The sequence below is a fragment of the Helcococcus ovis genome (genome assembly GCF_004524775.2).
Lineage (GTDB): Bacteria > Bacillota > Clostridia > Tissierellales > Peptoniphilaceae > Helcococcus > Helcococcus ovis.
In genome coordinates this window covers 1,688,121-1,701,748 of record NZ_CP119081.1, presented here as the reverse complement: position 1 = coordinate 1,701,748, position 13,628 = coordinate 1,688,121, and the positions used below count along the sequence as shown (strand labels likewise).

The following is a 13,628-nucleotide window of genomic DNA, read 5'->3' as shown; positions in this document are numbered from 1 at the left end:
TCAAGGTTAGATAAATATTATTGGAAAAAATAGTTAAACGTCGAATTATATATAATGGATTTAGCATAATCTATTTACTTAAATTTTTATTGCTATTAAATTTTTATGGGGAATTGATAGGAAAAATTGGATTAGTAATATTTGTAATAATAATTTTTTTATTGGGCCAGTAAAAAAGTAAAGTATGATATAATTATTAAAAGTAAAATTTAACAATTTCTTAAAAAAAAATTATAATAAAACTGGATTTACGGAGATTATTATGTTAAAAGAAGAAAGACTTCAAAAAATAATTAATTTAGTTGAAGAAAATAAATTTATGTCAGTTTCAAATATGTCAAATATATTAGATGTAACAGAAATGACAATTAGAAGAGATTTGATAGAATTGGAAGAACTGAATTTAATAAAAAGGGTTCACGGTGGAGCTAGAATTAATAACAATTATTTTGATAGACAAGATGCTTATATTAAAACTATAAAATCAAATTCAAAAAATAAAAAAATAATAGCAAAAATTGCTGCGGATAGTATAAAGGATAACGATGTAATTTTTATAGGAGCTGGTACAACAACTTACTATTTAACTGATTATATAAAAGCAAAGAATATTGTTGTAGTAACAAATTCTCAGCAAATAATTGAAAAATTATGGGATAATCAAGAAGTTAAGCTTATATGTACTGGTGGAACATATAGAGGAAATACAAGAAGTTTTATTGGACCTATATCTGAAAGAATTATTTTAAATATGAGATTCAATAAAATCTATTTAGGAACAAATGGAATAGATAAAAATAATATTTACACATCCTCATATGAAGCGTCAATATTATATAAAACAGCATTAAACAATTCAACAAACAGATATATTTTAGCAGATAGTTCTAAATTTAATAGATTAGATTTTGTTTCATTTTATGAAACTAAGGATATATCAATAATAATTACAGATGATGAATTGCCTGAACTTATTTATAAAAAATATAATAAAAGTATGAGTATATTAACACCCTCGATATATAAAAAATCAGAAAAATAGCAAGATTTTTATCTTGTTATTTTTTTTGTTGACTAAATGTGCTAAAATGATTATAATGAAATAAAACGAACAAATATATTATAATAACTAACATAAAATAACAATAAGGAGTGATAATGGAAGAAAAATATATGAATTTATGGGGATCAATGCATGATAATCCACATCATAACCAAATTGTAGAAATTGATAATCATATTGAGTTTATTAAATCAGTTTTTGATTTTTGGCCAGTAGCTTATTATCCGTTTGGGATGATAAAAGTTAATGACAAATTTTATGCTGAGGATGTACTTAATGAAAGTGAAGTGGAAAAAGATTGGGAAGTAATAATTAAAAAAACTAAAGAGGAGAATATAAAAGGTTTTCCAATGTTTGCAGGATTTGAATGGCAAGGGAATGGTAAAGATGGAGATCATAATGTGTTTTTTTTAGATAATAATAGCAAAATGCTTCATCCTCAAACATATAACGAATTAATAGATGCATATAAGAATAGAGAATTTATAGCTATTCCTCATCACATAGCATATCATTTAGGTGATAGAGGGAAAAATTGGAAAACAAATAATGAAAAATATTCTCCTTTTGCCGAAATTTATTCTTCTCATGGGTCAAGTGAAACTGATTTAAATGAGATACCTATGAATAGACATATTCATATGGGTCCAAGAGTAGAAAATACATCTTATAGATTTGCATTAAAAAAAGGAATTAAGATAGGCTGTATATGTTCTGGGGATAATCATAAATTTTCCGGACAATTTGATAACGGAACAATGTGTGTTTTATCAACGGGCAGAACAAAAGAAGAAATATGGGATGGATTAGTAAATAGTAGAGTATATGGTGTAACGTTTGGAAGAATTAATATTAATGCAAAAATGAATGGAAAATCTATAGGTTCCGTAGTAAAAGAAGATGAAAATTCAGAAATTAATATAAACATTATAGGAGATAATGCAATAGATAGAATAGAAGTATTAAAAGATGAAATCATTGAACATGTTTATTATCATTCTGGTAAGTGGGAAAGAGAAAAATTAGATGATATTATTAAAATCAAAACAAGAGTGGAATTTGGTTGGGGACCAAAAATAGATTTATTTAATGATATTACAGAAAAAGATTGGCATATTAAGATATCAACTAGTGGTAAATTGATTTCGGTACAAAAAAACTGGAATACATTTGGTCAAAAAATTATTAGTCAAACAGAAAATGAAATAGTATCAAAATTACATACTAGAAAAACTACTGATTCAGGAAAATGGATGGGGAATTCTCAAATAAAAAATGAAGGATTTACTTTAGAATTTGAGGGGAAATTGCAAGATAATGTTATTTTTAATGTTTTTGGAAAAGATTATAAGTATACAATACAAGAATTGATAGATTCTTCATATTTAAATGCTGATATAGAAAGCGTAAAAAAATTAGTAAAAGATAGATATAATTTTGAAGAGTTCTACAGAAATGATACTTGGTGGCATAATTCATATAAATTTAAGATATATCAATCTATACCAGAAATAGGATATAGAGTGAATTATAAAACAAATATATCAACTTTAGGAGCAAAAAATGTAAGGATAAAAATTTTTCAAAAAAATGGTTCTGTAGCATTTTTAAGTCCATTTTTCATAAATAGATAAAATAAGAGGTTCAAATGGAAAAATTTAATATTGTATATATACATACACATGATACAGGTAAATTAATTAATGCTTATGGATATGATGTCATATCGAATAATATTGATGAATTTTTTTGTGAATCATTATCCTTTCAAAATGCTTTTAGTACGGCTCCAACATGTTCGCCTAGTAGAGCTTCATTACTTACAGGACAGTATCCTCATCAGGTAGGAATGCTGGGATTAGCTCAAAGAGGGTTTAAAATTGATAATACAAAACACTTAGCTAACTTTTTAAGATTAAATGGTTATCATACTGTTTTATCGGGTGTACAACATGAAAATAATTATTATACAGACCATTCATCATATAAATTTTTAGGATATGTTGAGGATATTACAAGTGATAATACTAATTATTCTGAAGAAGATTTAGTATATTGGGACAAAAATAACAGTAAATTAATAAGTGATTGGATAAAAAGATATGATGGAGAAAAGCCATTTTTTATATCATTTGGATTACATGGTACACATAGAAAATTTCCTAAAAATATAGATGAAGAAATAAATATAAATTTTTCAATACCTCCAAATGGAATGTTTAATAATAAGGAAAATAGGGAAGATTTTGCTAGATTTAAGACAAGCTTAAAAATTAGTGATGATAGTATAGGAAGGGTTTTAAAAGCATTAAAAGATAATTCATATTATGAAAATACTATTATTTTTGTAACAACGGATCATGGGCTTCCTTTACCTTTTAGTAAATGCACGTTAAGAGATACTGGGATAGGAGTTATGTTAGCTATGCATATTCCGGGAAATAAAAATATTGGAAAAACTTATGAAGGATTAATTTCTCAAATAGATATTTTTCCTACATTATGTGATTTAGTTAATTTAGAAAAACCTACATTTTTGGAAGGTAAGAGTTTTGTAAATTTATTCTATCAAGATTTAGAAAAAAATAATATAAGAACAGAGGTTTATTCGGAAATCAATTTTCACACTTCTTATGAACCGGTAAGAAGTGTAAGAAACCAAAGATTTAAGTACATAAAATTTTTTGATGATAAATATAAAAAATATAATCTTTCTAATATTGATGATTCTCCAGAAAAAAACTTTTTAATAGAAAATGGATTACAAAGTAAAAATAAAGAAATGGAATGTTTTTATGACTTGTATTTTGATCCTTATGAAAAAAATAATTTAATTTTTGATTTAAGATATGAAAAAGAAATAATTAAATTAAAAAAATTACTTATTGAGAATATGAAAAAAACAAATGATCCGCTTCTTAGTGGAAATATCAAAATAGAAAAAAAATGGAAAGTTAATAAAAATGAATCAATACATGCAAGTTCTAAAAACAAAGAAGATTATATAAGTACAGGTGAGGAGTGATGACACATGGACATAAAAAATATTAGAGTTGATAGTAGAGGAATTCATGGACAAGTTGCAGTTTCTTGGATACCCAATCTAATGGTAAATAGAATTATAGTTGTTGATAATGACATTTTAAATGATAATGTTCAAAAAAATATATTAAAAATGGCTAAGCCACAAAATGTTAAACTTTCAATAATTTCAATTAATAGATTCAAAGAAAGACTTTTAGAAAAAGATGCTTATTTAGGTGAAAGTATAATGGTTATATTTACTAAATTTTCTACATTATATGATTTAATAGATTTTTCATCCGATTTAAAAGAAATTAACTTAGCAAATATAAGTAATCAAAAAGGTTATAGTATGATAAAAAACACAGTATATTTAAGTGATGAAGAGATACAAATGGCTGAAGATTTGCAAGAAAAAGGAGTTAAATTTTATCATCAAATGGTAGTAGAAAGTAAAAAAGAATACATTGAATTTTAGGAGGAAAATATGGAATTATGGCAAGCGCTATTAATAGGCATTTTTGCTTATTTAGGTAGAAATCAAGTACCTTGGTTATTTGGGACTACAGGAGGATTTTATGGTATAGGTAGACCTCTTGTTGTAGGATTAATAGTAGGTATTATTTTAGGAAATGTACAACAAGCAGTTTTAGCTGGTGTAGCTGTACAAGCAATTTTTATAGGACAAATAGTTCCGGGAGGAGCTCTTCCATCAGATTTAAATCTTGCTGCATATGTTGGAATTCCATTGGCATTAGTATCAGGAGGAGATGCTAATATGGCGGTTGCATTAGCTGTAACATTGGGTGCATTAGGAGTTGTTTTCCATAATTTGTCAATGACATTTAATGCGTTTTGGGCACATAGAGCTGATAAATATGCTGAAAATGCAAATATAAAGGAAATAGCAAGATCAAATTTATATGGAACCTTGATTCATTTTATTGAAAGAGTAGGAATAGTAACATTAACCTTATATTTAGGAGCAGGATTCGCAGAAGGAATAATAAAGGCACTTCCACCACAAATAATCAAATTCTTATCAGTTGCAGGAGGAATGTTACCTGCATTAGGATTTGCAATCTTATTAAATCAAATAGTTTCAGAAAAATGGCATATTGTATTATTCGTTTTGGGATGGGTTACTATGGCTTCATTTAATATCACAACAACAGCAATATTATTAATATCTATTGCTATAGCAATGTTATATGTTAAAAGTGTGTATAATACAAAAGAAAATATTAATTTAGTAGTAAATAATTTACAAAATGTTGAAGATGGGGGAGAATATGAAGAATAATAAGATTTTAACTAAAAAGGATGTTTCTAAATCTGCATGGACATGGATGTTCTTTCATCATTGTGCACAAAATTATGAAAGAATGCAAGGATTAGCATATTGTCATACTTTATCTAAACCTTTAGAAAAAATTTACAAAGATGATAAAAAAGGTTTATCAGAAGCTTTAAAAAGAAATTTAGTATTTTTTAATACTGAACCTCAATTAGGCTCTATTGTTCCAGGAATATCATTAGCTTTAGAGGAAGATTATTATTTAAATGGTAAAGATGGAAATACAGATTTAATGACTAATGTTAAAAATTCATTAATGGGACCACTGGCAGGAATAGGAGATTCATTGTTAGTAGGCACATTAAATCCTATTCTTTTAAGTATCGGTATTGGGTTGAGTGAAGGAGGATCTCCTTTAGGACCATTAACATTTTTATTTTTATGGTTAGCAATAGTTATTCCTATGAAGTATTTATTATTTATAAAAGGATATACGTTAGGTATAGATGCTGTTAAAATTTTAAGTGATACAAAATTAAAAAATATGCTTACAACATTTTTATCTATAGTTGGTTTAATAGTTATTGGAGCAGTAGCGTCAACAACTATTAAAGCTCCTATTGCATTGCAATTTACTTCGGGAAAAATGGTTATATCATTACAAGAAATATTTGAAAAAATTTTACCAAAGTTTATTCCGTTAGTTTTAACATTAGTATCATTTTATCTAGTGAAAATAAAGAAGTGGTCTACTAATAAACTTTTAATTTCAATTTTTATTTTATCATTTATATTAGTAATTGTTGGAATTATGTAAATTAATGGATTTTAAAATTTATAATTAATATAAAAAATATTGTTATGTAAAGTTTAGTAAATATAATAGCTTTTTGGTGTAATTAAAGATTTTATTAATTTTTAATTGTTCTTAATTTTATAATTATTTTTTTAACTAATATAAAAATAAAAAAATAGGATATTATTATACATCTGTTATTTAAATTGCTTAAAATTCTAAGAAGCTAAAGATGAATTAAAATAATATATTGAAATATAGATTAATATTTTAATACATTTCCATCATAAAACCAAACGCAAAATCAAACGAAAAAAAATACGCTTGATTTTGCTTTTTATTTTATAATATAATTTTAGTAAAACAGAACGTAATCCTACAAAACTTATATAAGGAGCCAATTTTGAAAAAAGTAATTGTTATAGGGTGTTCGGGAAGTGGGAAGAGCACATTTTCTCGAAAATTGCATGAAATCACACAAATTCCTTTGTATCATTTGGACATGATGTACTGGAATGCTGACAAGACAACAGTAGATGGAAACACATTAATTGAAAGACAAAATGAAGTAATTAAAAGAGATGAATGGATTATTGACGGAAACTATGATTCCACTATGGAATTAAGAATGAATGCATGTGATACAGTGATTTTCTTGGATTATCCTTTAGAACTTTGTTTAAGTGGTGTTGAAGCGAGGAGAGGAAAGCCAAGACAAGACATGCCTTGGATAGAAGATGAAACAAATGTGGATGAGGAATTTATTCAATTTATAAAAAATTATAATCAAATAAGTAAACCAAATGTAATAAATTTATTAGAAAAATATAAAAATAAAGAAATAGTTATATTCACTGATAGAACTCAAGCAGAGGAGTATTTGAGTGAAATGTAGAAAAATAAAAATTAAAAGGGAAAAAATGAAAGAAAACAAATCAAAATTTAGAGATAATTTTATATGGGTATGCTTTGTAGCATTTGTTATTATGTTATTAGGAGGTATACTTGTAGAATGGATTCCGAAAGGTAGTACATCTTTTACAAAGGTATTTTTATTATATTTTAAATTTATTGGAGCGATGATTACTACATTTTTACTTATTATTTTAGTTGATAAAAATAAATATATTTTAAAATATATGGGTAACAAAGTAAAAGGAAACAGTTTTAAAATGCTATTTTTAGGTATTTTAATAGGATTTTTACTTAATGGAGTTTCAATTTTAGTTGCATATTTAAATGGAGATATAAAACTTACATTTTCTATGTTTCAACCACTTCCTTTGTTAGCTATATTTGTAGCAGTATTTATCCAGTCATCTACAGAGGAAATTTTATGTAGAGGTTTTGTATATAGACGTTTAATTAAGGGATACAAAAGTCCATGGGTTGCAATTATTATAAATCCGATATTTTTTGCAGCATTACATATAACAAATTCAGGAGTTTCACCATTAGCAATATATAACTTATTTATTTATGGATTATTAATGTCGTTAATTGTCTATTATACGGATAGTTTGTGGATGGTAATGGGTATTCATACTATGTGGAATTTTACACAAAATATTATATTTGGTTTGCCGAATAGTGGACTTAAAGCAGAGTATTCAATATTTAAGTTGACTGAAAGTACTAAGAACATAACCTTTGCATATGATCCATCGTTTGGGGTAGAAGGTACTATTTTAACAGTTATCATATTAACAGCACTTACAGTACTACTATATCATTTTGGGAAAAATGGAGTAAAAAATGGATGTGAAATATGATATTGAAGAATTGGTAAAAACTACAGGGAAACCTAAAAATATAACTAGTTTAGTAATTTTTTCTATAATATTTTTTATAGAATCACTGGTATATCTTAAATTTATAAGAAATAATCCGGAAAAAAATTCGTTTCTTTATAATGCTTTATTTATTTTAATACTTTTTGTAACATTCATTATAGTGTTTTTAATCAAAAATATTATAATCACAAAAAGAATAAATAGAAACTTTGTAATTCCAATGAATAATATAATGAATGAAAACATGGAACTTAAAGATCCAAATAATACACTAAATGAATTGTTAAAATTAAAAAATATAAAACCAGGGGAAGAAGCGTGGAATATATGGAAATTAAATGTTTCTTCAGCTCTAATTGATAATAATAAAAATGAAGATGCACTAAAGTTATTAAATAGCATCAGAAGTAATAATCAAGAACTAATGGGTTTTGTAAAGAAAGAAAAAAGTAGGATAAAAAATTAATAAAATTATTGCTCCAAAACTTGAATGTTAAATTTGATTTTTGGAGTTATTTTTTATTACTAAAAATTCATTTACAAGATTTTTGAAAAAATTTGTATTGAGAGATTTTATTTGTGTCTCATAAGTTATAATTAAATTTTTTCCTTGATAAATTCCAATTGAATTATAAGCTTCCAACTTTGAAATTGCATTGTTTACATATTCTTTATTATCCATAATTCCAAAATGTTCCCAGTAAATTTCTTGTTTAGTAATAGGACTTAAAAATGTAAAATCAGGATGAAGAGTTGAGTATTTTGAAATAACTATAGGACATTCATATTTATATTCAAGGCCGATGCTGTCAAAATAGTCAGCTAAAATTTTTTCAGATTTAGATCTAACACGTTCGCTTTTATTTGTGTATATTTCTTGTGAATTAGGTAAAAATGGCTTTTTTTCATAAGGTATAGATTTCCAATGCTTTAATACTTGTTCCCATGTAGGTTCAATAGGAGAAAATAAGCTCTTTTTTGAATCAGGTAGACTAACATAAATTTCATCAATGCCATTTTCTAAATTTAATTTACTTAACTTTTTAAGTAATAACAACGTTTTAGATACATGTTTTTTTAATTTTTTTATATAAGAATTGTAAGCTAAAGTTTTAACCGTATTCATTTCATCATTTCTTAAATATTTTTCTGTGAATTTTCCATTTTTTCTTTTTGTTTTATGATAATAGATATATTTATTACCTTTTTTTCTAGCAACCAAACCTCCTTTAATATTTGTAACTGTGATATTGTCTAGTTTTTGATTAATAATTGAATATTTTTCTAGTAAATTTTTTATATTCATATTACCTCCTTTGTATAGATTATTACATAAAATTTGTGAAATGTTAATGTCATTATTGTTAATAAAATTTAATATATTATGGAAATATATGATCTGTGTTCTGAAAATTTAAAGAGGACATGTAAAAATCAAAAATGTAAATTAGAAAATTATCTCAATTAAAAAAAATAATAAAAAGCGATAATAAAATTTTAGCTTAAAATGTACGCAAAAAATCAATATTAAAAAAAGCGATAATAAAATTAGGGATGAAAAGTATCTCAAAAATCATATTCATTAAATTGAGATAATGAAATACATTAAAATCCCTATAAATTTTTCATGAAAAATACCCACAAAATTAAAAATGGAAAAAATGCGATAAAAATAGTTCTTAAAAAAATACCCACAAAATATAAAATCTAAAAAAAGCGATAATTTTCGAGTTAAAAATTGTACCCACAAAAATGCAAAATGAAAATTTAAGATAACTCATAGCTATAGTAAATTTACTTACCAGTTTTATTGCGATTGGGACATCAAGCACCTAAAATATTTCAATGCCCAACTTTTTCAAAAAAAAGGCTCCATAAGGAGCTTTTACTAATTTACCACCAGCAAGTCTAGCAAAACCAACTTGGCGAGGTCGGCAAAAAAATTTTAATTTACCACCAGCAAGTCAGATCTAAAAAACAATTTAATATGTTTGGCAAATAAATTATTCATTTATAATTACATTGTGGTAAATTTTGTTTACATCGTCAGATTCGTTTAGCATTCCCATTAATTTATTGAATGCATCGATATCTTCTTGTGCTGTTAATGTAACATATTCATTTGGAATCATTGCAGTTTCACAAGTGTCAAATTCTATATTTGGAATTAATTTTTCAATTGCATCTTGACCTTTACCAAAATCAGAAAATGATGTCTTTACGGTCATTTCACCGTCTTCAACTAATACATCAATTACATCAACATCTGCTTCAAGTAAGGCTTCCAGCATAGCATCTTCATTGTCATATTTTAATTCAAATAGACCAACAGATTCATAGTTGTATGAAACCCCACCTGTGTTAACCATCTTCGCACCGGGAGATTTTGTAAATGCTGTTCTTACGTCAGTCATTGAACGATTTGTATTGTCTGTTAAGCAATCTACGATGAATGTTGAATTTCCAGGTCCAAAACCTTCATAACGAGCTTCAGTATAGTTTTCTACTGTGCCACCTTTTGCTTTATCGATAGCTCTTTTAATAACATCAGCAGGGATTTGATTGGACTTTGCTTCTTGAATTTTTCTCTTAAGAGTTAAGTTCATTTCTGGATCTGGTTCACCACTCTTTGCTGCAATATATATTTCTTTACCAAATCTTGAATATAATTTTGTTTTCATAGCGGCAGTTTTAGCCATTGACGCTGCACGCACTTCATGAGCTCTTCCCATTTTAATACCTTCTTTCATTTATTTAAAACTAATCGCATATATTATATCAAAAATTTGATATAATGGGAAGCATATTAATTATTGATTTTGGCTTGCAACTTTAATTAAATTATTTAAAATGTTTTTAGCTTCTTTTGCTGAAAAATTGTCATTCATTCTATAAATCATTATACCCTCTATTAAAATTAGTATTGATTTAATTTGTTCATCAGTTATTTTATTATCGATGGTAAGCATGAGTTTTTTTAGTGATTTTCTCCAATTATCATAAGCTTTAAGTACAACAGATTTAATTTCATCATCATATTGACCTAAAACATAAATTTGAGCATATAGTTTTTCAATTATATTATTAGGATCAATTTCAAATAGTTCTGACATAATACTATTCAAAACACTAAGGTTGCTTTTATCTAAATTTTTATATTTTATTAGTAAATCTCTAAATGCTATAGAATAATCCTCGGCTATTTTATTTGCATATGTTATAATTATTTCATTTTTATTTTTAAAATAAGAAAAAATTTTACTGTGAGATATATTTGCTCTTTTTGCAATGATTCTTACGGAAACATCACTTAAAGGCATTTCTAAAATACAATTTTGAAAAGCATTAATTATATTTTCCTTTTCTTCTTCAATGTTTACTATTTTTGGCATTTTTACCCCTTAAATGTATTAATTAGTAATATTATATCATTATTAAACTTTGTTATAAAATAAAAAAGTTGAACTTTTAGATTCAACTTTTTCATAAAAAATTAAAATTTTCTAATTAATTTCAAATCATTCATTTTTTCAGAAGTAATATAACCTGGTTTTGCATTAACAACATCAGGGATTCTGTTTACAGCACAAGCACAAGTCATTTCAACTGTAGCAGGATTTTCCATAGTTATTCTCATATTTGGTTCACCTTCTACTATCCATTCATTTACATCAAGTTCATCTTCAGCAAAAACTTTACCGATACATTCTGTGATGATTGTAATTCCTTCTTTTGTTTCAAATGTTACAATTGTTTTTAATCCTGTAGCATCACCAGCTGGAATATTTTTATTTAATGTTTTTGAAAATAAATCACTTTCATGAGTTGTTGCAAATGCTTCTTGTTTCATGGATGTAACATGTAAGCCTAAAGAAGATGCAATCCAACCATTTACGGGCCACATATAACCGGGTAAAAATTCACCATCCTCAATTAAATTTTTTTGAGTTTCTTCAGAGACATTATTAATTTTTAATATTTTTTCATCAAAATCTTTCATTGTTAATCCTGCGCCATGCATTGCGGCAGTTTCTAGACCATAATCCTCAAGATTGTAGCTACTTATACCACGAATTGTCTTAAAAGATGCAGCACTGGCAAGTAAAGCTAAAGGTAGGCTCCCCCAGGATACATCTTGATAGCCACTACCTGTGAAAGTTACACCATTTTCTTTAGCAATTCTATCTATTTCTTTAGAAACAATAGGATTTGAATCCCAAGCATAAAACAATTCTTCACAAATTGAAACAGCATTAACCTTATTTTTTGCTAATATTTCTAGTGTAGGAAGAATCGATTTTACTAAACTTTGAGTAGTTATTATAGCAATATCTGCATTACATTTTTTTAATGATTCATCCATTTTATCAAAATGTTCCACAATAACATTTTGCTTTTCACATCCTATAATTTCTGAAATATCTTTTCCGATAATATTTTTGTTTATATCATATGCTCCAACAATTTGTCCACCTCTTTCTAATACATATCTCATAGTATAAACGGACATTTTTCCACAACCTACTTGTACAACTCTCATTTTCCCTCCTAATTTATTTTAATTACCAATTGGTTAATTATAAAATATCATAAGGTTATTATTTTGTCAACCGTACGGTTAATTTAAAAATAAATTTAAATAATATATAATAATACTTACAATAAGCAAATAATTGGAGGCGAAATGATAAAAAAATATAAAAATGGTCAAGAATTCATTACCGAAAATTTAAGATTATTACAACATAATAAATATTTTTCTCTTTATTTAATAAATAATTCTAATGTTTTGCAAGAATGCGACAATAAAAACTATGCACTAAAATCTGAAATTGGTGATAAAAAACTTATTATAATTAAGTGTGATCCATACGGTGCAATATTTTATGGAGATGAGGAATGCTTAGAAGAGGCTATTGATTACATTCTTACCGAAAAATTAGAAATTGAAAATTTTTTGAGTTTATATGAATTAGGAAATTCAATTAAAAATATTTTTGCAGAAAAATATAAAATTAAATTTAAATTAGGATTAGCATTTGATTTCATGGACTCAAAACAGATTACAGAACCATCTTGTAATGAAGTAGAACACACAAATTTTGATGATATAGATGAATTATATGATTGTTTGGGAAATTTTATAAAAGATGTAGGTTTGGATAATGAGGTAAGTTTAGAAAAACTAAAATCAAATATTGATAAATACAGGGTTATAAGAGATGGAGATAAAATAATTTCAATGGCAAAATATGGAGATTTTTCAGATGAGATTTGTAAGATTTCAGATGTATACACGAGAGTTGAATACCGTGGAAAGAGTTATGCAAGGAAAGTTGTAAACACATTGAAAAATGAAATTATTAAAAATGGCAAAATTGCGGTGTTAAATGTAGATAAGAAAAATCCGATTTCAAATCATTTATATTCATCTATTGGGTTTGAAAAAATATTTTCTCAGGTAGAATTTAGGAGAGAAGATTAAAATTCTATTTTTAGTTGAAAAATCTAAAATAATAGATTATTTACAGAAAATTACTTAATGGGGAAGTATGGTTTATAAAAATATTAAATTTATGTCTATTTCAGATTTTATTAAGAGTTATTTATAGAAATAATCAAAAAACTTGAAAAATCTTTATATTTGTATTACTT

At 25.8% G+C, this 13,628-nt stretch carries 14 protein-coding genes; 10 read left to right on the top strand and 4 right to left on the bottom strand.

Translation table 11 applies throughout. The features are described from left to right. The first annotated feature begins 262 nt into the window (after nucleotides 1-262). The 9 genes from EQF90_RS07990 to EQF90_RS07950 all read left to right on the top strand — a co-directional run bounded on the left by EQF90_RS07990 (nucleotide 263) and on the right by EQF90_RS07950 (nucleotide 8,439). On the top strand, nucleotides 263-1,042 hold the full coding sequence (locus EQF90_RS07990) for a DeoR/GlpR family DNA-binding transcription regulator (RefSeq protein ID WP_134710879.1): 780 nt from the start codon (nucleotides 263-265) through the stop codon (nucleotides 1,040-1,042). 116 nt (nucleotides 1,043-1,158) lie between these two features. Further along, nucleotides 1,159-2,697 (top strand): hypothetical protein, encoded by a 1,539-nt coding sequence (locus EQF90_RS07985; RefSeq protein WP_134710880.1) that lies wholly within the window; start codon nucleotides 1,159-1,161, stop codon nucleotides 2,695-2,697. A 14-nt stretch (nucleotides 2,698-2,711) separates the two neighbouring features. Next, complete coding sequence (locus EQF90_RS07980) at nucleotides 2,712-4,088, top strand: sulfatase family protein (RefSeq protein ID WP_134710881.1); 1,377 nt, start codon at nucleotides 2,712-2,714, stop codon at nucleotides 4,086-4,088. 6 nt (nucleotides 4,089-4,094) lie between these two features. Continuing rightward, nucleotides 4,095-4,565, top strand: a complete 471-nt coding sequence (locus EQF90_RS07975; protein WP_134710882.1) for a PTS sugar transporter subunit IIB — start codon at nucleotides 4,095-4,097, stop codon at nucleotides 4,563-4,565. A 9-nt stretch (nucleotides 4,566-4,574) separates the two neighbouring features. Next, entirely contained in the window at nucleotides 4,575-5,390 is an 816-nt protein-coding gene (locus tag EQF90_RS07970; RefSeq protein WP_134710883.1) for a PTS mannose/fructose/sorbose/N-acetylgalactosamine transporter subunit IIC, read from the top strand. Then, nucleotides 5,380-6,201: a PTS system mannose/fructose/sorbose family transporter subunit IID gene (locus EQF90_RS07965; protein ID WP_134710884.1), complete on the top strand. Its 822-nt coding sequence runs from the start codon at nucleotides 5,380-5,382 to the stop codon at nucleotides 6,199-6,201. Before EQF90_RS07970 ends, EQF90_RS07965 begins: the two co-directional genes overlap by 11 nt. 382 nt (nucleotides 6,202-6,583) lie before the next feature. Continuing rightward, nucleotides 6,584-7,075, top strand: coding sequence for a P-loop NTPase family protein (locus EQF90_RS07960; protein WP_134710885.1), 492 nt, complete (start codon nucleotides 6,584-6,586; stop codon nucleotides 7,073-7,075). Between the two features lie 25 nt (nucleotides 7,076-7,100). Further along, on the top strand, nucleotides 7,101-7,952 hold the full coding sequence (locus tag EQF90_RS07955; protein WP_209021405.1) for a CPBP family intramembrane glutamic endopeptidase: 852 nt from the start codon (nucleotides 7,101-7,103) through the stop codon (nucleotides 7,950-7,952). After that, complete coding sequence (locus EQF90_RS07950; protein ID WP_134710886.1) at nucleotides 7,936-8,439, top strand: hypothetical protein; 504 nt, start codon at nucleotides 7,936-7,938, stop codon at nucleotides 8,437-8,439. Before EQF90_RS07955 ends, EQF90_RS07950 begins: the two co-directional genes overlap by 17 nt. Before the next feature lie 27 nt (nucleotides 8,440-8,466). On the opposite strand, the gene EQF90_RS07945 is transcribed toward EQF90_RS07950, so the two are convergent. From EQF90_RS07945 to EQF90_RS07930, 4 genes are all read right to left on the bottom strand, one after another. Then, a complete protein-coding gene (locus tag EQF90_RS07945; protein ID WP_134710887.1) occupies nucleotides 8,467-9,279 on the bottom strand; it encodes a hypothetical protein in 813 nt (270 codons plus the stop codon). Between the two features lie 697 nt (nucleotides 9,280-9,976). After that, nucleotides 9,977-10,705, bottom strand: a complete 729-nt coding sequence (locus tag EQF90_RS07940; RefSeq protein WP_134710888.1) for a YebC/PmpR family DNA-binding transcriptional regulator — start codon at nucleotides 10,703-10,705, stop codon at nucleotides 9,977-9,979. Between the two features lie 78 nt (nucleotides 10,706-10,783). Next, a complete protein-coding gene (locus tag EQF90_RS07935; RefSeq protein ID WP_134710889.1) occupies nucleotides 10,784-11,365 on the bottom strand; it encodes a TetR/AcrR family transcriptional regulator in 582 nt (193 codons plus the stop codon). A 101-nt stretch (nucleotides 11,366-11,466) separates the two neighbouring features. Then, nucleotides 11,467-12,513 carry an NAD(P)H-dependent amine dehydrogenase family protein gene (locus EQF90_RS07930; protein WP_134710890.1) on the bottom strand — a complete coding sequence of 349 codons (1,047 nt, stop codon included), beginning with the start codon at nucleotides 12,511-12,513 and terminating at the stop codon, nucleotides 11,467-11,469. A 144-nt stretch (nucleotides 12,514-12,657) separates the two neighbouring features. Between EQF90_RS07930 and EQF90_RS07925 the strand changes: the two genes are divergently transcribed. Beyond that, nucleotides 12,658-13,458 (top strand): GNAT family N-acetyltransferase, encoded by an 801-nt coding sequence (locus tag EQF90_RS07925; RefSeq protein WP_134710891.1) that lies wholly within the window; start codon nucleotides 12,658-12,660, stop codon nucleotides 13,456-13,458. Nucleotides 13,459-13,628 lie beyond the last annotated feature (170 nt).

Bases quoted from the DNA above. Each gene is read 5' to 3' on its own strand.
- EQF90_RS07945 (WP_134710887.1), bottom strand. From the start codon at position 9,279: ATGAATATAAAAAATTTACTAGAAAAATATTCAATTATTAATCAAAAA.
- EQF90_RS07965 (WP_134710884.1), top strand. From the start codon at position 5,380: ATGAAGAATAATAAGATTTTAACTAAAAAGGATGTTTCTAAATCTGCA.
- EQF90_RS07950 (WP_134710886.1), top strand. From the start codon at position 7,936: ATGGATGTGAAATATGATATTGAAGAATTGGTAAAAACTACAGGGAAA.
- EQF90_RS07980 (WP_134710881.1), top strand. From the start codon at position 2,712: ATGGAAAAATTTAATATTGTATATATACATACACATGATACAGGTAAA.
- EQF90_RS07970 (WP_134710883.1), top strand. From the start codon at position 4,575: ATGGAATTATGGCAAGCGCTATTAATAGGCATTTTTGCTTATTTAGGT.
- EQF90_RS07955 (WP_209021405.1), top strand. From the start codon at position 7,101: ATGAAAGAAAACAAATCAAAATTTAGAGATAATTTTATATGGGTATGC.
- EQF90_RS07985 (WP_134710880.1), top strand. From the start codon at position 1,159: ATGGAAGAAAAATATATGAATTTATGGGGATCAATGCATGATAATCCA.
- EQF90_RS07990 (WP_134710879.1), top strand. From the start codon at position 263: ATGTTAAAAGAAGAAAGACTTCAAAAAATAATTAATTTAGTTGAAGAA.
- EQF90_RS07930 (WP_134710890.1), bottom strand. From the start codon at position 12,513: ATGAGAGTTGTACAAGTAGGTTGTGGAAAAATGTCCGTTTATACTATG.
- EQF90_RS07925 (WP_134710891.1), top strand. From the start codon at position 12,658: ATGATAAAAAAATATAAAAATGGTCAAGAATTCATTACCGAAAATTTA.
- EQF90_RS07975 (WP_134710882.1), top strand. From the start codon at position 4,095: ATGGACATAAAAAATATTAGAGTTGATAGTAGAGGAATTCATGGACAA.
- EQF90_RS07935 (WP_134710889.1), bottom strand. From the start codon at position 11,365: ATGCCAAAAATAGTAAACATTGAAGAAGAAAAGGAAAATATAATTAAT.
- EQF90_RS07940 (WP_134710888.1), bottom strand. From the start codon at position 10,705: ATGGGAAGAGCTCATGAAGTGCGTGCAGCGTCAATGGCTAAAACTGCC.